This is a genomic window from Marinobacter fonticola, assembly GCF_008122265.1.
In the GTDB taxonomy this organism is placed as follows: Bacteria; Pseudomonadota; Gammaproteobacteria; order Pseudomonadales; family Oleiphilaceae; genus Marinobacter_A; species Marinobacter_A fonticola.
On sequence record NZ_CP043042.1, the window covers coordinates 2,927,333 to 2,945,551 of the forward strand.

The following is an 18,219-nucleotide window of genomic DNA, read 5'->3' on the forward strand; positions in this document are numbered from 1 at the left end:
TGGTTCGTAGATTGGGTCGTTCGAAGAATGATCTGTTATCATGCTGCGCTTGCACGGAAGCGGCCCTCCTTATTCGGCCCGACCGGCATGTCCGTCTGCGCCTGGTGGTCTATTTTACGTGAAATCAGGCTGTTAGTATTTTTGATTATGGAGAATAAATCGTCACATGCGTAATCCAAAAAAAGCGATCCTTGTTGCCCTCTTAATCGCTATCCCCGCGCCTTTCATTCTGGCGTTCTGCCTGACCACCTTCACCCCGGAGCTCTTCCAGATCCTGTCCAAATCAGGCTCCAGTGAACTGGCCACCAACACACCCTTCGTTCTCGGCAGTGCCCAAGGTATCGCCGCTTACGTTATCGCCGTTATTCTGTTTGGCGTGGTTGGCTTTCTGACCGTGGTTCTTGCCCAGGGTGCATCCCAACAAACCCGGCCCCAGCAGACCAGCCGCACGCAAGGCGGTGGGGATGGTTATGAAGATGACTTTGGTCCGGAAGGTGGCGAGGAAGGCACCGTCAAGTGGTTCAACGTCAAGAAAGGCTTCGGCTTTATCGTGCGCGAAAGCGGAGACGAGGTCTTCGTTCACTTCCGTGCGATTCGCGGACGCGGACGTCGCGTCTTGCGCCAGGGGCAGTTGGTGCGTTTTGATGTGGTTGAAGCCGATAAAGGCCTACAAGCCGATAACGTCAGTACCCTGGAAGACTAATTGATCAGCTATGGATCACCGGCCTTCCAGAAAGAAGGCTGGTGATCTCTTAACCCGTGAAGCTAGTGCACTAGTTCCAAGCAACTTTCTGCTCACCGCGCGAGTCAATCCGCCACCACTTTTCCTCATCCACAGGATCCCCCTCCTTCCAGTCTCCGGGGCTGCAACGAACCTCGGTGTCGAGGTGGCGCCAGGCATTACGCGCACACTCCAGATCCGAACGCCAGGGTAACTCATCACCTTCAAGCACAACGCTGGTGAAATGCTTATTGAACGCACCGGGATAAAGAAAAACACGAACGGGCGCATCACGGTAAAAGCCCCTTCCCTTGACGACGCCCTTCGTTCCGTGGGCCTGGAGCTCCAATCCGTCCAGCGATTCGCTCAACCACTGCCGGATAGGTTCATCAGAAAGCTCTCGCACATAGATTTCTAGGTCGTGCATTGGGGGTCCCGGTCATTCTCACAGAAACGCAAACATACTGCTCGAGCATGCTGTTTGGTTAATTCGCTATGATGCCCCAGCCAGCCCTTACCAGCAATGAGCGAGGCGGTCGCCAAGCGCATTAGCGCCTCGTCAATCTTGGGGGTCGCAAACCATTTGGCTAGTATGTGAGACTTTGCCGTCACACGCGTTCTTGTCAGCAAACGATCGGCTGGACGTCCTTTTTTGCAGCACTTGCACTTCCCGCGCGACATCCCGAGCCGTTACTTGGCAGAGCTTCCCTGCAAGCTCCCGCTCATACCAGTCAACCGCATAGGCCGCATGTTCGATCTCGATATGCGCCAGCTGCGATTGAATGGACTCTACATTTCCGCCTCTCGCCTGCGCAACCAACAGGGCGCGGTTCAAATCCTCAACCTGCCCTTTCAACGCCCGTAGTTGCGGTTCGCCGTGCTTAGCATGAAGGCATACCCTTGTGGCTGCGGCTTCAAGCAGTTGTATTGCCGCTCCAGGCGTTTCCGTAACGGTAGGCGCTCGACCTTGGGCCGCCCGCTCAAGGGCTTCGGGCTCAATGCAAACGCCCAACCGGCGTTCAATACCGCTTTGCCAGGCGCGTAAAATGCTCAGCCTTAGCTCAAAGCTACTAGCCGGCATTGTCAATGTCTGGAGGTCGCGACCGGTACGAGCGGAGAGCACATCCCGCGCCGCGTTTTCGATGTCATTACTCACCAGCAGGATCGGCCCAGGGAATCCCGGTACGACGTAAGAAGCGGGATGCAATGGATCGGCAAGAAGCAACGCCAGATCACGCGGCGACATATCGTCCAGCACCAGAACCGGCGGCAATGCCATAGAAACTTCAGCATCACGCATCGCACGCGTGTCGTCGGCCATCAAGTCGTGCTCGCGGCGCAGATCGAGCCATAGGGAGGGAAACGGCCAATTCGGTACATTCTGTTGAAGAAAGGTGGTTTTGCCCGAACCGGGCTCGCCCTTAATCCACAAGAGCAATTTTTCCGAACTTGCCAAGCGAACAGCTACGTCGTCCGCGAAGTTGAGTTGCCGGCATGAGACCGGCGCTACGGTCATTGGTACAACCATTGGTACAACGCCTTTGGACGTTGCCTTCAAGCCATTCCCTGGCCTATCAGACATCGAAAGCTCCTTTTTTCACGACCTATTCTTAAAAGACCTGTTCTTAAAATACTTGTCCTTAAACGACAAACCTTAAGCCCCTTGGTCTTAAACTCCTTTTTCAAATCACTAAAACGGGTACTGAAATGACGCCCGCTGCCCGCACATCCTATGCGGACAGCTTTCCCAGTCTGACCGTAATCAAACGCGGTTGTAGGTATCTGCGAAGCGCACAATGTCGTCTTCGCCAAGGTAACTGCCGGTTTGCACTTCGATCAGCTCCAGCGGAATGACACCCGGATTCGACAGGCGATGGCGGTGGCCCACGGGGATATAGGTGGACTGATCTTCGGTCAGCATAATTTCATCGTCGCCTCGGATGACCGCAGCCGTGCCTTTAACGACGATCCAATGCTCCGCACGGTGGTGGTGTTTTTGCAGCGATAAAGAGGCACCCGGGTTCACGGTGATCCGCTTGACCTGGAAACGCTCGCCCATCGCTATCCCCTCGTAAGTGCCCCACGGACGGTGCACTTTCTTGTGGAAGCGATGCTCTTCACGTCCCAAGGTTTTTATCTGAGAAACGAGCTTCTTGACGTCCTGAACTCGGCTGCGATCAGCCACCAGAACCACGTCGTCGGTTTCTACAATAACGTGGTCACTAACGCCCAAAGCGGCGATCAAACGCCCTTCAGAGTGGATATAGGAGCCGCTCACATCTTCCATGATGACGTCGCCGCGGCAGACGTTTCCGTCCTCATCGTGCGGCTGAATTTCCCAGAGCGCCGACCAGGACCCGACGTCACTCCAACCTGCATTGAGCGGAACCACAACCGCGTCTTTCGTTTTCTCCATGACGGCGTAGTCAATGGAATCATCGGGGCACGCCTCGAAAGATTCCCGATCCACCCGGATAAAGTCCATATCAGATTCGCGCCCGGCAAAGGCCGCTTGACAGGCTTCGAGCATGGCCGGACTCTGCTTGCCCAATTCCTCCAGGTAACGGTCGGCCCGGAACAGGAACATGCCGCTGTTCCAATAGTAGCCGCCCTGATCCAGATAGGATTTGGCGGTGGACTCATCCGGCTTTTCAACAAAAGCATCGACGGGTGAATAACCGTCAGTAGAGTCGCCCGCCCGAATGTAACCGTAACCGGTATGGGGTGCCGTGGGCACAACCCCGAACGTTACCAGCTTGCCCGATGACGCCGCCCTGGCGCCGACCTGCACCGCATCGGCGAAGGCCGCACGGTCGCGCAGAACGTGATCGGAGGGCATAACGAGCAACAGTTCTTCAGGATTGCTCTCGGCAGCTGCAAGAGCGGCCAGCGCAATAGCCGGCGCAGTATTGCGTCCGACGGGCTCAAGAATGATACCGTCGACCTTACCCGCCGCCATCTCTTGCATATGCGCGGCGACGACAAAACGGTGCTCTTCGTTGGTGATCGCCATCACCCGTGTCTGGGGATCAACCTTAAGTCCACGGTCGATCGTTTCGGCTAACAACGTTTCGTCGGAAACAACAGGTAGAAACTGCTTCGGGTAGGCTTCACGAGAGAGGGGCCACAGACGTGTTCCGGATCCACCGGAAAGAATGACAGCTAACATACAGCATCCTTGTCAGAAACTTTTATCCGATTCTAACTCAAATAAGGGCTGTATTGCTTGTGGGATATTGCTGAAATGCCGTTAAGACGCGGCAATGGTCAGAAAACAGAACGAGGACGGCAGCGTAGTGGCCAGTAAAACCTGTAACTATCGATAAATACCAGCAAAAAATACCAGAGTAATGTAGCGGAAGCTTTAGCTTTCGAGGAGGCTAGAAGCCTCCCGATTTCCGGGCCCTGACGGGCCCTCCGAAGCTGAAGCTTCGTCTACATGTAAGGCACGTATGTCGCCCTAACATGAAAGGCAGGTCAACTTAATCCTGCTGCCAGCCTTGCACCGCATCTTTACCGTACTTATCACGCCATTCATTCAGCGTCTTGTGGTTACCGCCTCGGGTTTTGACCACTTCGCCGGTGTTCGGGTTCTTATACGTCTTCAGGGGGCGCTTGGGGCGGGAACCGGAACCTGCTTCGACTTTAGCGCCTGAAACTGCCGGGTCAATAGCACCCAGCACTTGCAATACATCTTTCGCCGACTTGTTGTACTCTTTCATCAAGCCGCGAATCTTCTCTTCAAACTCAAGCTCATGCTTCAGCGCGTTGTCTTCCTCGAGTTTACGCAGCTCGTCTGCAAGCTTATCCATAAGCTGTTTCTTCTGGTAATACTCGTTAATCTTTGCCATGGATATATCCTTACTTGGTTCAATTTAGTTAATTGATTCAAATAAACTGGAAACTTATCGAATAAAGGACGCCGGATAAGGGGCAAAACTACGCTTAAGTTTTGCCTAGCCGTCACTGACGGAAATCATAGTAGAACAATACACAGAATATGACAATTAAAAGCGATACCGTAACATTATCTTCACTAGTAAACGCAGCCTGACTGCGAAAATAAAAAAGGGCCTCTGAGAGGCCCTTTTGAAATACGCTAAAACCTAAAATCCAGATCACATCACTTTTTACAAGCGCAGATGAGATGCAGTTTTGGCAAACGTTCCTTTCAGATCATAGAAAACGCCACCCGATTTAAGGTACGAGCGAACTTCCGCGTCACCCATTTCAATATATTCACGGTGCGCCACAGTTAGGATAACGCCATCATAGGCTTGTTTTTCGGGCGATGCACAAAGCGATATACCATACTCGTGAACCGCCTCTTCATTACTGGCCCATGCATCGGCGACATCCACTTGGCAGCCAAAATCTTTTAGCTCACGGACGACATCGATAACACGCGTATTGCGCAAATCAGGACAGTTTTCCTTGAAGGTAAACCCGAGAATCAATATCCGCGCGCCCGAAATTGTTTGCCCGGACCGAATCATTGCCTTGATCAGTTCAGACGCGGCATAAGCCCCCATGCCATCGTTAACCCGACGACCCGCCAGAATCATTTCAGGATGATATCCCACGGACTGAGCCTTATGCGTCAAGTAGTAGGGATCAACGCCAATACAATGCCCGCCGACCAAACCCGGCTTGAACGGTAAGAAATTCCACTTGGTGCCCGCGGCCGCCAACACTTCATGGGTATCGATACCCAGGCGGGCAAAGATCATCGAGAGTTCGTTCATCAAAGCGATATTAACGTCGCGCTGGGTGTTCTCAATAACCTTGGCGGCTTCGGCAACTTTTATCGAGCTGGCTTTGTGCGTGCCAGCGGTGATGACCTCGGCGTATACCGCATCCACCTCATCGGCTATTTCAGGCGTTGAACCCGACGTTACCTTTTTAATACTCGTAACACGATGCTCTTTGTCGCCTGGGTTGATGCGCTCGGGACTATAACCGGCGTAGAAGTCCTGATTGAACTTCAGTCCCGAGAGTTTCTCAAGGACTGGAATACAAACTTCTTCAGTAGCGCCAGGATAGACCGTCGATTCGTAAATAACGATGTCGTCTTTCTTGAGCACCTTACCGACCGTTTCACTGGCCTTAACCAGCGGCGTCAGATCCGGCGACTTGAATTCATCGATAGGGGTCGGAACGGTGACGATATAGATTTGGCAATCGGCGATGCCTTCCATAGAATCCGTAAAGGAAAGATGCTTGGACGCCGCCAGTTCGTCCTTCGAGACCTCACGCGTAAAATCCATACCCTGTTTGAGTTCGGCAATTCGCTTCGTATTAATATCGAAACCAACCACTTCGCGCTTTTCACCAAAGGCTACGGCCAACGGCAAGCCAACATAACCCAACCCAATGATTCCAATCTTCTTCATGGTGACTCCTACCTACTATCAGGGAACCAGAATCCGGCTCTTATATTTCGCTTCAAGGGTTTGCCGAAATGCCGCCTTAGCATCCGTGTCCCCATGTACAATTCTTATCTCTTCAGGAGCATCGGGAATACCCTCGATAAACCTGAGCAAATCACTTCGCCCCGCGTGTGCGGAGTAGCCGCCGATCTGATGAATACGGGCGCGTATCGTGTAGCGCTCGCCATCCAATTCAACCCAACCGCCACGGGGACCGTACTTAAGTATATCCCGCCCCGGGGTACCCGCGGCTTGATAACCGACAAACAACACGTCGTTGCGCGCGCCCGCCAACATCGCTTTCAAATAGTTCACTACCCGGCCCCCCGCACACATCCCCGACCCCGCCAAGACGACGCAAGGACGGTGTGAGCGGGCCAGATAATCCACAGCATTCAAGTGGTCTTCGTGGCTATTGATGACCGTAAGCTGCTCGAAAGAAAGCGGATGACGTCCTTGACGGACGACCTCTGTCGCTTCCGCATCCCAGTAAGGCTTGAGGTCGCGATAGATTCCAGTGAACTCCGCCGCCAGCGGCGAATCCACGACGATCTCAAGATCCTGCCAAGATACCTTACGCTCGCTGTCCTGCGAACCGCCCTGCTTTGAGACATCCTCGCTCCCGAATTCATGGATGAGGCTTTCTATCTCATAAAGCAGTTCCTGAGTACGCCCGATACTGAAAGCCGGTATAAGTACCGTACCGCCATCCGCCAAGGCGTTTTCCAGAATCGATTTCAAGCGGTACCGGCGCGTCTCCCGATCTTCGTGATCTTTATCCCCATAAGTGCTTTCGATAACCAGGCGATCTGCACGCTCTGGAGATGAAGGTTCCGGTAGCAACGGTGCGTGCGGCGCACCTAAATCTCCACTAAAGACGATACGCGTTTCCTGGTCGCCGGCTCGGGCATCGCACTCAATATAGGCCGAGCCCAAAATGTGCCCTGCCTGCTGCAAGCGAACAGAAAGCGAACCGTCACTCTCCTCGAACACTCGATGCCAACGACCGTAGGGAAGCGCCACCAGACGAGACCGAATCAGCCCCAGAACGCGATCGATCAAACGGCGATCCCGGGTAAAACCAATCTTCAGCGCATCCTCCAGAATTTCCGGAAGCATGATCGCCGAAGGCTCCGAACAGATAATCGGGCCGTCAAAGCCCGCAGCCAATAGGTAAGGAATTCGGCCCACATGATCGATATGCACGTGAGTGACGACCAACGCACGTATATGCTCGATGGGAAAATCAATGGCCAGGTTCGAAGCCGTGGCTGAATGCCCTTCCTCCTGCCCTTGAAAAAGCCCGCAATCAACGAGAATACCGCTATTGCCGACCAATAATTCGTGGCAGGATCCCGTCACGCCGCGGGTGGCGCCGTGGTGTTTTATGTCAATCACTTCAACGTTCCCTGTTGACCGTCATCCACAATATGAAAAAAGTCAGTGAGGCAACTGCCTGACCGTCGCCTCACTCAATTGAACTACCTGCTCACCCCCATTGCTCCACACGAGATCGACCATGTCGCCGTTGGGTGAATAACCCGTGGGGGCTTCCCGCAGAAGATCGATAACGCCTCCGCAATCGAAACTCTGACTGGCGAGGGTCAGCTTTTTCAAAAGCAACTCTACCTCGGGCCACTGCATGGAGACTTCCCGTGCCATCATGATACGCGGATGACTGGTACCTTGGGGGCTATTACCGATCAGAAGTTCTTCGAAGAGCTTTTCTCCAGGCCTTAGACCGGTAAACATCACCTCAATATCACCCTCCGGGTTGTCTTGCGTTCTTTCCTCAAGCCCCATCAGATGAATCATTTTCCGCGCGAGTTCGGCTATTTTTACGGGCTCGCCCATATCCAACACGAACACTTCTCCCCCGCTCGCCATACTCCCCGCCTGCAGCACGAGCTGGCTGGCCTCGGGAATCGTCATAAAGTAGCGGATAATATCCGGGTGCGTTACCGTAATAGGCCCACCATCGCGAATCTGATCGCGGAAAAGAGGAACAACCGATCCAGAAGATCCCAGCACATTGCCAAACCGCACCATTGAAAAGCAGGTATTGCTCTGGCGTTCCGCCAGGCCCTGAAGTACCAGTTCGGCTAATCTTTTAGAGGCTCCCATCACATTGGTGGGACGCACCGCCTTATCCGTAGAAATCAGAACAAAACGCTGCACACCTGCGCTGATAGCGGCTTCTGCCATGTGCCAAGTACCGAATACGTTGTTCTGGATGCCTTCAATAATATTGTGCTCCACCAACGGAACGTGTTTGTACGCCGCTGCGTGATAGACTGTCTCGATACCAAACGTCCGCATGACCGCCTCGCACCGGCGGCGATGGCACACACTGCCTAAAAGCGGATGAATCTCTACCTGCAAGCCTTCTACACGGTTTATCGACTCCAGCTCACGCTCAATGGAATAGAGAGAGAACTCCGACTGTTCAAATAGCACGAGGCGCGCGGGCTTGTGACGGATAATCTGACGGCAGAGCTCCGAACCAATGGAACCGCCGGCGCCGCTTACCATGACCGACTTGCCGTAGAGACTCTGAGCGACAATGGCATTTTCCGGGAGTACCGGATCCCTCCCCAACAGGTCCTCAATATCCAAATCGCGAATATCATTGATGCGCGCCTGCCCGGTAACGAGCTCAGACATGGAGGGCACGGTCTGTACGGGAATAGCCAGCGGTTCTAGCTGTTTAAGCAGCCGCTTTCGGTCGACTTTGGAGTTGGGATCAAGGGCCAGCAGAATCCGCTGAACACGGCTCCGATCAACCTCTTTGGCGATATGTTTGATATCGACGACGGGCAAACCGTTAACGGTCGACTTATGGTTGGCGCGTGTAAATGTCAGGAAAACCACCGGACGGTATTCGGTACCTTGCGCAAGCGCTGAGGCTAGCTGCATCCCCGTCTCACCGGCACCGACAATGGCGACACGTTCTTTACTGAGTATGCGTGGGCGATTCACGAGCATTCGAACGCCCAAGCGTGTACCGCTAACGAAGATGAAAGCCACAGCGCCATAGATAATAGGCACTGACCGCGGTACGAACGCCTGGAGCAAATAGCCCAAAACAATAAGGGTTAGGCTTGAAGCCACGACACCATAAATTATCGTTAGAAATGCCCTGTCACCCAGATAGCGGATAACGGCACGGTACAGGCCGAGCCTTATGAAGATAACTATAGTAATAGCTACGGTAATGGCGGCGACAGTGAATTGCTCTTGGGATGGAACCCAAACATTTTGCTCCAAACGCAATGCGAAAGCCGCCCAGACTGCAAAGAATAGGAAAAAAGCGTCAGAGAAAACGGATATTAACCGCTTATAAACGCGGGGTAAGTTTAGGAAGACATTAATCATATTAGCCCTTTACACGGTCTCCCGAGCCCTTGCCTAGCAAGGTCATATAAATATATCGAAAGTAGTATTTGATACTCAGCTCAGCTAACAGCTTAGCATCGGTTTCCGCCAGCAAGCGCGGAGTCGACATGTCAATGTTGTTAACTTGCGCCAAGCCGGTGATCCCCGGTCTTATACCGTAGACCCCCCGAGCGTCTCGCTCGGCAATCAACTCTTCCTGGCTAAAAAGACAGGGGCGAGGACCGACCAGGCTCATGTCGCCTTTCAACACATTCCAGAGCTGGGGCAACTCGTCCAGTTTGGTTCGCCGAAGAAAACGACCGAATTTCGTGATAGAAGAACCGCTGGCAAGATGACTTGCTACCGATGCAGTATCGACCTTCATGGTACGGAACTTTACTAGAGTAAAAGATTGCTTATACCGCCCCACTCGCTTCTGCCTGAACAGAGGGGAGCCTGTGTCACACAGCCCTAATACATAAAGAAGGATCAGCATGGGGAGACCAACAACCAATCCGAATAGAGCAAACAGTAAATCCAGACAACGAATCAAGTTATTTATCCTGATAGCCAGTAAAACAACGTTTTAGCCCTTCTTCTACAGAGAAGGGGGGAGTCCAGCCGAGCAGTTCACGATTTTTCGATATATCCACTTGCAGCGAACCAAGCAGTCGCCGAGCCATTGCCCTCTTACCTAAAAGAGCAGCACTGAATTCAAGCAGCCCCTCAGGCACAGGAATGAGCCGTGCTCTCTTTCCATCGGCTTCAGCCAAGGTTCGCAGAAGCTCTGTAGTAGACAGGTCCCTGCCATCACTTACCAGAAATACCTGATTCGCAGCAGCTGGATGATCCAGACAGGCAATAATCAAATCTACCAGGTTATCCAAGCCAACCAGGGATCGTTTGTTGCTAATAGCTCCAAAAGGTAACGGCAACCCTTTCTGAACCAGCCTTATAAGGCTGGCGAAGTTACCCTTTACCCCCGGGCCATACACCAAGGTTGGGCGGATGACGACAATCTCCATGCCAGTTTCTCTACCTATAGCCCAGAGCTTTTGCTCGGCTTCCAGCTTGGAAATACCGTATGGATCATCAGTAGCCACGAGATCACTCGCTGTAAACGGTTTGCCAGGATTCGTCTGTTCGCCGTTCACTTTAATGGAACTGATAAAAACAAACCGTCGGACCCCAGCAGCCGCTGATTGCCGGGCAAGACTCTCAGTGCCATCTACATTAATTTTGCGGAACTCGCTGAGAGGGTCAACCGCATTATCTTGCATAATGTGTGCACGGGCGGCTGTGTGAACGACTAACTGTTTGCCATTCAAAGCTGACGACCAGTCGGTTTTACCATGAATGGCACCAATCGCCGTCAAATTATTGGTTGTACTTTTGTTGGCGGCACGAACTGAACCTGAAGCATTAAAGTTATCACTCGTACGAAGTCTATTCAGGAGAAAACGACCAACGAATCCGTTCGCACCGGTTACAAGAGCGTTAGGCTTTTCAAACATTGGACAGCAACTCGCGATAAATATTCAGATGCTGGTCTACTATTTTTTCGATGGCAAATTCTCTCTCGGCCAACTCTCGACCAGCCCTACCCATCTGGATACGCCGCTCACGGCAATTAACCAAAATTTGAATCGCATCCGCCAAGGCAACGGAGTTCTTTACCGGCACCAGTACGCCCGTAACCTCCGGCTCGATGGCATCGCGGCAACCGGGAACATCAGTGGTAACTACAGCGCGACCGCACGCTGCAGCCTCAACCAACCCCTTGGGTAGACCCTCCCTGTAGGAAGGTAGGCAAACAATATGTGAAGCCGCGTACTCAGCAGCTATATCGCTCCGATATCCGGGAAGCTCGACAACGCCCTCTTTTCGCCACGACGTAACTTGCTCCTCGGTCACACTTGACGGATTGCCTGAATCAACAGAACCGATAAGCCGCATTCGCACTAGAACCCCACGTTCCTCAAGCAATCGTGCTGCTTCCACAAACTCGAAAACGCCTTTATCCCGCAACAACCTTGAAGCCATCGCCACCACAGGCGTACCCTCTGGCTCCGGCAAAAGGGAATATCCACCCAAATCCACACCAGAGCCTCTTATCATTCGCACCTCAGCTTGGCGCAACGCTCCCAGTTTAAGTAATGCGTTTCGATCATCTGGGTTCTGAAAAATAACCGAGAGACGATTTTGGCTGAGAGCCAATCGATAAAGCAATGAGACCAGCCATCGCCTTACTCTTGCCGCCCCGACGTCCATAAACACTGTACCCAATCCCGAAACCGCAGCCACGGTTGCCCTAACACCGGCGAGTTTTGCCGCAATACCACCATAGAGCAAGGGCTTAATCGTAATCAGATGCACCAAGTCGGGCTTCAATTCTGAAAAAAGCTGATAAATCGCAAAAATTGAGCGAATCTCACGGAATGGATTTTGACCACTTCGAGCAAGCGGAATTACGTGGTGGTCAAATCCAAGCTCTAAAATATTCCTGACACCACCGCCAGCGGCGGTTGCCACGTGGACCTCGTAGCCCGCCTGTCTAGCAGCCAAAGCGATCGGTAGACGGTGGGATAGAAAAAATTCGGGAGCATTTACTACAAAAAGGAGTTTCTTCACAAACATTTTACTCAAGCAAAGCATGAAATCCCAAGCGACTCGACAAACTGAGGCGGACCCGACTAGTTGGGCTAGCTTGATGATACTACTTAGGCCTGGGTCGAGGGTTGTTGGTAGTACACCGCATCCCGTGTCTGGTATTCAGCTTACATTTTTCACTATTGATTCTTATTGTTGTGGAGATTAACTTTCAGAGCTTAGGCAACCTCAAAATTTTGGGATCCACTATAAACACTTTCTAATCTCTCTCTCGACTTGCAGCAAGCTGTGTATTGCTGGCTAAGCGTGTAGAACCCAAATCCAAGAGGACCCACTCAAATTAGCCTAAATATATCTCATAATATTTTTCAACATTTGAATGAAGCGAGAACCTATTAACTATATGAGCCCTAGCAAGACAGCTATTTTTAGCATAGTCTTGTTCATCAACTTTACACGCCTTTTCTATAGCATTACTTAAAGCTACATCATCACCTGGTTTTACTAGAGCCCCATACTCATCAACAATTTCCGAAACGCCCCCACAATCCGTAGCTACAACGTATCGTCCACACGCCATAGCCTCGGCAACCACTAAGCCGAAGCCCTCCCATGCGGAAGACAGAACAAATACATCTGTAGCTGCCATAACTTCATTAACATCACTGCGAAGACCAAGAAATTTTATCTTATCCTTCACATTTAGGGTATCTGCGAGCTTCTCTAGATCTTCTAAAAGCGGACCGTCTCCGACAATTAGTAGTTTAAAGTTCTCTAATTTACGTTTTAGTCTAGCTATCGCACGCAAAAGTGTAGGGTAATCTTTTGGCCTATCAAGACGTCCAACAGCCAGTAAAACCTTACACCCATCAACCTTTTCTTCACTGCGAATCTTTGCCCTGGATTTATAACTAAATTTGAACTTATCGACATCTATACCATTTGATACTAAAACCATTCTACTCTCTGGCACGGCCTTTTTATCAACAAACGATTTCACTGCACTAGCACTGACATTGGTAGAAACATCAGTCAAAAAATCCGTAACACGATAAGCAATCATACGCATTCGCCCACCCTCATAACTACTATGAGCAGTAGTAATGAGACGCGGAATTTTTATCGTTAACCTCAATAAACGACTAATAATATTCGCATGAACCATATGGGAATGAACTACATCGGGACGAAAATCAACTATCAACCTACGTAGCTTAAAATAGCATCGTAAAAAATCTCTTCCAGACATTAGACCAATAAAAACAACTTCCACATCAGCATTCTTTGGCAAAACGACAGCATTCCCTGTCAAATAAGCAATTTTCACTTGGTGTCCATCTTGCGCAAGGGAGTCTGACAAATTAACAACAACATTCTCTGCCCCACCCATGCCAAGGCCAGTGATAACCTGTAAAATTTTCATGCGCTTTAACCATCTTCCGTCGGGTGAAAAACGTAAGATCTAGTAAAATATCGACACAGGAAGAAAAAAGTAAAATAATAGGCTGCCATACCTTGCGCATTATTATACAAAAACAAGCCTTTAAAATGAAAAACCAAAACCGCAAAGACCACCAGCGTAACAAAAAAAGGACTTTTTTTAAAAAAAGTTAACACAAAAACAAGCAGCAAGCTTAGCTTTATAGCCAAGAAAAGCACGCCACCGAATAAAACGTCCTGCATATAGCCAGCATCTGTATAAATAAACGTTCCGTCATTTACGGAGCCCCTCCCTATTAGGAAAGCATAATCGCCTGGCCAGAAATACATCTGATTAACCAAATAAGCGCCGGAAGCATCATCGAAAAAGTAGAAAAAGCTAAGCATCCACGCTTTATATGACTGAAGTGCAGGCAACTCAATTACTAAATAGAGGATAACTGCTCCGACCACCGAAAGAAGCACAAAATAGATAAACCTAGATTTAAGAATGTAAAAAAAAGCGGGAGCCAAAGCAAAGAAAGAGGTCCTAGCCGCAATAAATCCTGCAACAGAGCAAAAAGACAGGAGAACCAAGAGCAGGACATTATTCGATCTAAACTTAACTAAATAATAAGAAAACAACAACACGATCAAGCCATAAGCCGTCCCAATACTATAATAACCCGAGCCAGATACAAAGGAGTCACGATAAGGATTATTGCCCAGACTATCACTTATCACCTCACCTCTAAAATATTCTAGAAACGTAAAATAATCCGGAAAAGTCCCCGAAACAAAGTTCACCACTACATTTAAAGCATATACAAAAAAAAGCGAATAAATATAAAACTTTAAACCTCTATCAGCATAGAAAATCAAGAAAACAAACAGGCAAGCCAAGAACACAAAAAAAGCTTTAAACCAAGACAAGACAAACTCTAAATTGCCACCATAACTTAAAATAGTTCTAAATATTATAAAAGCGAAAGCAACCAAGAATACCACTAACAAGGGTAGACTTTGCTTGAAAATCGTTCTGACAACATGGTCAGAAGCCTGAAGTTTAATCGCTAGCGGCAACAAAAGGAAAATAGCTACTAAAAAAGTAAAACCAACACCATTTGGCAAGAAAGGAACTTGCGGATCAAACGCCACTAAAAAAAGAAGTGATATTGAAAAACAGGACTTAATACCTCCTAAAGGCACTTGAGAAAAAACCAGACCCACTAAACGCTACCCTTTAAAGACATAGAACTTACCCCATATAATATTTATAAAAATTAGGATTAATACTTAATACAAGAAACTAAACAAAGGCAGCGACAAGATCTTTGTTCGTATTATGTTAGCCAATGAACTATCTTCTTAAAATATTATAAGGAACAAAAATTTTAACTACATATCTACGGAAACGACGAGTTAGTAACTGCGCAGGGAAAAGCTTTATCGAACTCAAGGCAACCCGAAGGCTTTCGGCTTTTCTATATGGCTGCAAATCAATGGCGTAAGACAAATTCGCCGCAGCCTTTGCTGCTTTAAAGCACTCATTCGACCTATAACCACTTAATATCTCGTTACGAGCGACATGCATTCTTTCGATATTTGCGCTTAACCCTCCCCCGTGCTTCCTATACTCTACGAGAGTTTCACCAATAACATCCAATCTACTACCATTACTTAGCAGCCTCAACCACATGTACCAGTCTTCGATATAAGCGCCGGGGGGATAACCGCCGACATCTTTTACTGAGGACAAACGAATCATTTGAGTTGGCGTGGAGACAGATCGTAGCTGCAAAAAAATTTGCTTAAATTTGACTTCTCCAACCTTAGGCCTTTGCCTGCGAACTACATCTCCGAAATTATTAATTACATTCGTCGCACCAAAGACGCCATCACATTGCGGGTTCCTTGCCAAGTAGGCCACCTGAATTGTCGTCTTTTTAGGCAACATCTTGTCGTCGGATGCTATCGCAGAAAAATACTCTCCTTCGCACCAATCAATGGCTTCGTTTAGGGTTGCGCAAAGCCCCTTATTTGGCCTTGATCTAAACTCAAACCGAGTGAATCTATTATCACATTCGGAAATTAGCTCTCGGATCTTGTCAGCAGTCTTATCTTTAGACCCGTCATCTATAATGATAAGCTCTATGTGTTTATAGTCCTGATTTATTACGCTATAGACACAATCCTGAACATAGCTTTCATGATTATAACAAGGGATGATTATTGAAACGAGAGGATCTACTTCAGGCATCGCAAATACCTTTCTGTACCGACTTGTTTTTTAACGATCTAGTTATAAAAAACGCCATTATCCCCCAGTACAAAAAATAGTTTGCGAAGTGTGCCATAGCCACGCCTTCCAAGCCAAACAACCTAGTAAATTCTACAGTTAGTCCATAAAACATAGCAGCAAATACAATTTCGGAAGAAATAAACAGCTTAACCATCGCTTTACCAAGCATCAGATAGGCCAATATCCAAGCGCCGATTTTCAATGTGTCGCCAGCCATTTGCCACGCGAAAAGTGTTTCCATAGGTAGAAAATCGCTACTAAACAAAACATGGATAATAGTATCCCTTAGAAAATAGATTATTAATCCACACCCAGCAGCAACGGGTAGGATTATTCTATATCCTTGAATAATTTCCCTTTTAATTGCCGATCGATCTTTTAACTCGGATAACTTCGGCAGGAAATAAACGCTTAAAGTGGTGGTCACCAAAGTCAGGTAGGCAGAGCTAAGCCGCCACATAGCCTCCCAGTAACCGGCTGCTTCCCACCCAAAACTTTCTCCCAGGTGGTCTCGGATTAAAATGTGACTAAGAGGCACACAGGCCGCACTAGTAAGTGCCATCATGGCGTACCTCGCCAGATTCTTGGCAGTTTCCCGGTCTACACCACCAAATAGATAGCTAATGCGAAACCAGCTCGCGTTGTAAGTGAGCATGAGAGTTACAAAAAAAGTAAGGGACTGATAGACAGCCAGTGACACCAGAGCCCCGTACAGACCGAGTTGAACCGATAAAAAAGTAGTTACCACCAATGCAAAAAAGCTGCCAGCAATGTTGGCGACAACATAGCGCTGAATCTCTTTCTTGCCGTTTAGTATTGCTAGGAGCAGCGTGTTGAACACAAACAAGACAAGCGTGAGTGCGAACCAAATAAACACGCTGCCCAACGACTCATCTCTTAGGAACCAGCCCGCCAGTTGGCGATTGAAAACAATGACCAACGTAGCGGTAAAAAGGGATCCGCTAAGCGCTATGGTTCCCGCTGTACGCCAAACTTTATGCTGTCTACTTTTGTCCTGATAGTGCTCGGCGGTATACTTTGTTACGCCCGTATTGATGGCACCGCTTGCGAAGGTAGTGATCATCTGCACGGCATTCTGGAATTGCCCAAGCGCGGCATAGCCTGTAGGGCCGACGTAAATAGCTAGAATTTTATTTATGCCCAGCAATGTCAGCATTCTAACAATTACAGCTATTCCGTTTAGCAGGCTTGTTTTAACCAGAGTCATTGTTTAATAAGCCGGAAATGAATTGCAGGCTTCGATAACTTTATTAACCTGCTCGTCACACATTGTCGGGCTGATAGGTAGACTCAATACTTCTTGATGTATTATTTCTGTGACAGGGTAGCTTTGGGCGCTCCAAGATTCGTAAGCTTCTTGCTGATGGGGGGGTATCGGGTAGTGAATCATAGCTTGCACGCCCAGCCCCTGCAGATGCTCCTGTAACGCAGTGCGCGAAGCTGTACGAACTACATAAAGATGAAAAGCATGATTCTCCAAGCAATTCGCCTTTGTATCACTGGCGATAGGACTTCGAATGGCGGGGTTATTGATACCGTTCGCATAAGCAGACGCGATTTCCCGGCGACGCTGAGTTTCTGAATCAAGACAATGCAGCTTCACCTTCAACAAGGCCGCCTGCAGCTCGTCCAGACGGCTGTTCACCCCCTGGTACTGATTCTGATATTTTTGCTCGCTTCCGTAATTGCCCAACGCACGTATGGTTTGGGCAAGCTCTTCATTATTGGTTGTCACCGCACCTGCGTCCCCTAGTGCACCTAGGTTCTTACCAGGATAGAAGCTAAACCCAGCTGCATGCCCCCAACTCCCCGCCCTGTGACCGTCTACCGATGCGCCATGGGCCTGAGCTGCATCCTCCAGAACCAAGAGGTCATGCTGCTTTGCCAACACCATGATGTCCACCATAGGCGCAAGCCGACCATACAAATGAACGGCGACAATCGCACGAGTGTTTGCGGTGATAGCTGCAGCCGTTTTTTGGGGACACAAATTGAACGTCTCTTCATCTGGCTCCACTAATATTGGCTTGAGATTGTTCTCGGTAATGGCCAAGATAGTGGCAATGTAAGTATTCGCGGGGACAATGACTTCGTCGCCGTCTTGCAATTTTCCTAGCTCTTTCCAAGCTCGCAAAGTAAGCGCTAGCGCATCTAGGCCATTTGCGACGCCAATACAGTGCTCGGTTCCGCAGTAGGCGGCAAACGCTTGCTCGAAGCTCTTAACTTCATTGCCCTGTATGTACCACCCAGAATCGATGACACGAGTTGCAGCTTCAATCAGCTCCTCACGATACTGGCTATTGATTGCCTTAAGATCTAGAAAAGGAATCATTCTTCAAAGT

16 protein-coding genes are annotated in these 18,219 nt (G+C 49.4%); 1 reads left to right on the forward strand and 15 read right to left on the reverse strand.

All coding sequences use genetic code 11. The features are described 5' to 3' along the window. The first annotated feature begins 166 nt into the window (after positions 1-166). Positions 167-703, forward strand: coding sequence for a cold-shock protein (locus FXO11_RS20625; RefSeq protein WP_148863369.1), 537 nt, complete (start codon positions 167-169; stop codon positions 701-703). A 70-nt stretch (positions 704-773) separates the two neighbouring features. Here FXO11_RS20625 and FXO11_RS13015 read toward each other — a convergent pair whose 3' ends face one another. From FXO11_RS13015 to FXO11_RS13085, 15 genes are all read right to left on the reverse strand, one after another. Then, positions 774-1,148, reverse strand: a complete 375-nt coding sequence (locus FXO11_RS13015; RefSeq protein ID WP_148863370.1) for a hypothetical protein — start codon at positions 1,146-1,148, stop codon at positions 774-776. 132 nt (positions 1,149-1,280) lie between these two features. Beyond that, positions 1,281-2,237: a hypothetical protein gene (locus FXO11_RS13020; RefSeq protein WP_148863371.1), complete on the reverse strand. Its 957-nt coding sequence runs from the start codon at positions 2,235-2,237 to the stop codon at positions 1,281-1,283. Positions 2,238-2,483: 246 nt separating this feature from the next. Beyond that, entirely contained in the window at positions 2,484-3,890 is a 1,407-nt protein-coding gene (locus FXO11_RS13025; RefSeq protein WP_148863372.1) for a mannose-1-phosphate guanylyltransferase/mannose-6-phosphate isomerase, read from the reverse strand. A 313-nt stretch (positions 3,891-4,203) separates the two neighbouring features. Beyond that, on the reverse strand, positions 4,204-4,572 hold the full coding sequence (locus tag FXO11_RS13030) for a histone-like nucleoid-structuring protein, MvaT/MvaU family (protein WP_148863373.1): 369 nt from the start codon (positions 4,570-4,572) through the stop codon (positions 4,204-4,206). Between the two features lie 279 nt (positions 4,573-4,851). After that, a complete protein-coding gene (gene tviB, locus FXO11_RS13035; protein ID WP_148863374.1) occupies positions 4,852-6,114 on the reverse strand; it encodes a Vi polysaccharide biosynthesis UDP-N-acetylglucosamine C-6 dehydrogenase TviB in 1,263 nt (420 codons plus the stop codon). 18 nt (positions 6,115-6,132) lie between these two features. Next, the gene (locus FXO11_RS13040) at positions 6,133-7,548 is read right to left on the reverse strand and encodes an MBL fold metallo-hydrolase RNA specificity domain-containing protein (RefSeq protein WP_148863375.1); all 1,416 of its coding nucleotides are present in this window, start codon (positions 7,546-7,548) and stop codon (positions 6,133-6,135) included. A 42-nt stretch (positions 7,549-7,590) separates the two neighbouring features. After that, entirely contained in the window at positions 7,591-9,525 is a 1,935-nt protein-coding gene (locus FXO11_RS13045; RefSeq protein WP_148863376.1) for a polysaccharide biosynthesis protein, read from the reverse strand. A 1-nt stretch (position 9,526) separates the two neighbouring features. Further along, entirely contained in the window at positions 9,527-10,078 is a 552-nt protein-coding gene (locus FXO11_RS13050; protein ID WP_148863377.1) for a sugar transferase, read from the reverse strand. A 1-nt stretch (position 10,079) separates the two neighbouring features. After that, entirely contained in the window at positions 10,080-11,039 is a 960-nt protein-coding gene (locus tag FXO11_RS13055) for a UDP-glucose 4-epimerase family protein (RefSeq protein WP_148863378.1), read from the reverse strand. Further along, on the reverse strand, positions 11,032-12,180 hold the full coding sequence (locus FXO11_RS13060) for a glycosyltransferase family 4 protein (RefSeq protein WP_202980226.1): 1,149 nt from the start codon (positions 12,178-12,180) through the stop codon (positions 11,032-11,034). The genes FXO11_RS13055 and FXO11_RS13060 overlap by 8 nt, the downstream gene beginning before the upstream one ends. Positions 12,181-12,475: 295 nt before the next feature. Further along, the gene (locus FXO11_RS13065; protein ID WP_148863379.1) at positions 12,476-13,558 is read right to left on the reverse strand and encodes a glycosyltransferase; all 1,083 of its coding nucleotides are present in this window, start codon (positions 13,556-13,558) and stop codon (positions 12,476-12,478) included. Between the two features lie 5 nt (positions 13,559-13,563). Further along, positions 13,564-14,784, reverse strand: coding sequence for a hypothetical protein (locus FXO11_RS13070; protein ID WP_148863380.1), 1,221 nt, complete (start codon positions 14,782-14,784; stop codon positions 13,564-13,566). A gap of 130 nt (positions 14,785-14,914) precedes the next feature. Further along, a complete protein-coding gene (locus tag FXO11_RS13075) occupies positions 14,915-15,814 on the reverse strand; it encodes a glycosyltransferase (protein ID WP_148863381.1) in 900 nt (299 codons plus the stop codon). Further along, positions 15,807-17,084 (reverse strand): O-antigen translocase, encoded by a 1,278-nt coding sequence (locus tag FXO11_RS13080; RefSeq protein WP_148863382.1) that lies wholly within the window; start codon positions 17,082-17,084, stop codon positions 15,807-15,809. Before FXO11_RS13080 ends, FXO11_RS13075 begins: the two co-directional genes overlap by 8 nt. A 3-nt stretch (positions 17,085-17,087) precedes the next feature. Continuing rightward, on the reverse strand, positions 17,088-18,209 hold the full coding sequence (locus tag FXO11_RS13085; protein ID WP_148863383.1) for a DegT/DnrJ/EryC1/StrS family aminotransferase: 1,122 nt from the start codon (positions 18,207-18,209) through the stop codon (positions 17,088-17,090). Positions 18,210-18,219 lie beyond the last annotated feature (10 nt).

Coding starts and splice junctions, on each gene's coding strand:
- FXO11_RS20625 (WP_148863369.1), top strand. CDS start 167: ATGCGTAATCCAAAAAAAGCGATCCTTGTTGCCCTCTTAATCGCTATC.
- FXO11_RS13015 (WP_148863370.1), bottom strand. CDS start 1,148: ATGCACGACCTAGAAATCTATGTGCGAGAGCTTTCTGATGAACCTATC.
- FXO11_RS13020 (WP_148863371.1), bottom strand. CDS start 2,237: ATGACCGTAGCGCCGGTCTCATGCCGGCAACTCAACTTCGCGGACGAC.
- FXO11_RS13025 (WP_148863372.1), bottom strand. CDS start 3,890: ATGTTAGCTGTCATTCTTTCCGGTGGATCCGGAACACGTCTGTGGCCC.
- FXO11_RS13030 (WP_148863373.1), bottom strand. CDS start 4,572: ATGGCAAAGATTAACGAGTATTACCAGAAGAAACAGCTTATGGATAAG.
- tviB (WP_148863374.1), bottom strand. CDS start 6,114: ATGAAGAAGATTGGAATCATTGGGTTGGGTTATGTTGGCTTGCCGTTG.
- FXO11_RS13045 (WP_148863376.1), bottom strand. CDS start 9,525: ATGATTAATGTCTTCCTAAACTTACCCCGCGTTTATAAGCGGTTAATA.
- FXO11_RS13055 (WP_148863378.1), bottom strand. CDS start 11,039: ATGTTTGAAAAGCCTAACGCTCTTGTAACCGGTGCGAACGGATTCGTT.
- FXO11_RS13060 (WP_202980226.1), bottom strand. CDS start 12,180: ATGCTTTGCTTGAGTAAAATGTTTGTGAAGAAACTCCTTTTTGTAGTA.
- FXO11_RS13065 (WP_148863379.1), bottom strand. CDS start 13,558: ATGAAAATTTTACAGGTTATCACTGGCCTTGGCATGGGTGGGGCAGAG.
- FXO11_RS13075 (WP_148863381.1), bottom strand. CDS start 15,814: ATGCCTGAAGTAGATCCTCTCGTTTCAATAATCATCCCTTGTTATAAT.
- FXO11_RS13080 (WP_148863382.1), bottom strand. CDS start 17,084: ATGACTCTGGTTAAAACAAGCCTGCTAAACGGAATAGCTGTAATTGTT.
- FXO11_RS13085 (WP_148863383.1), bottom strand. CDS start 18,209: ATGATTCCTTTTCTAGATCTTAAGGCAATCAATAGCCAGTATCGTGAG.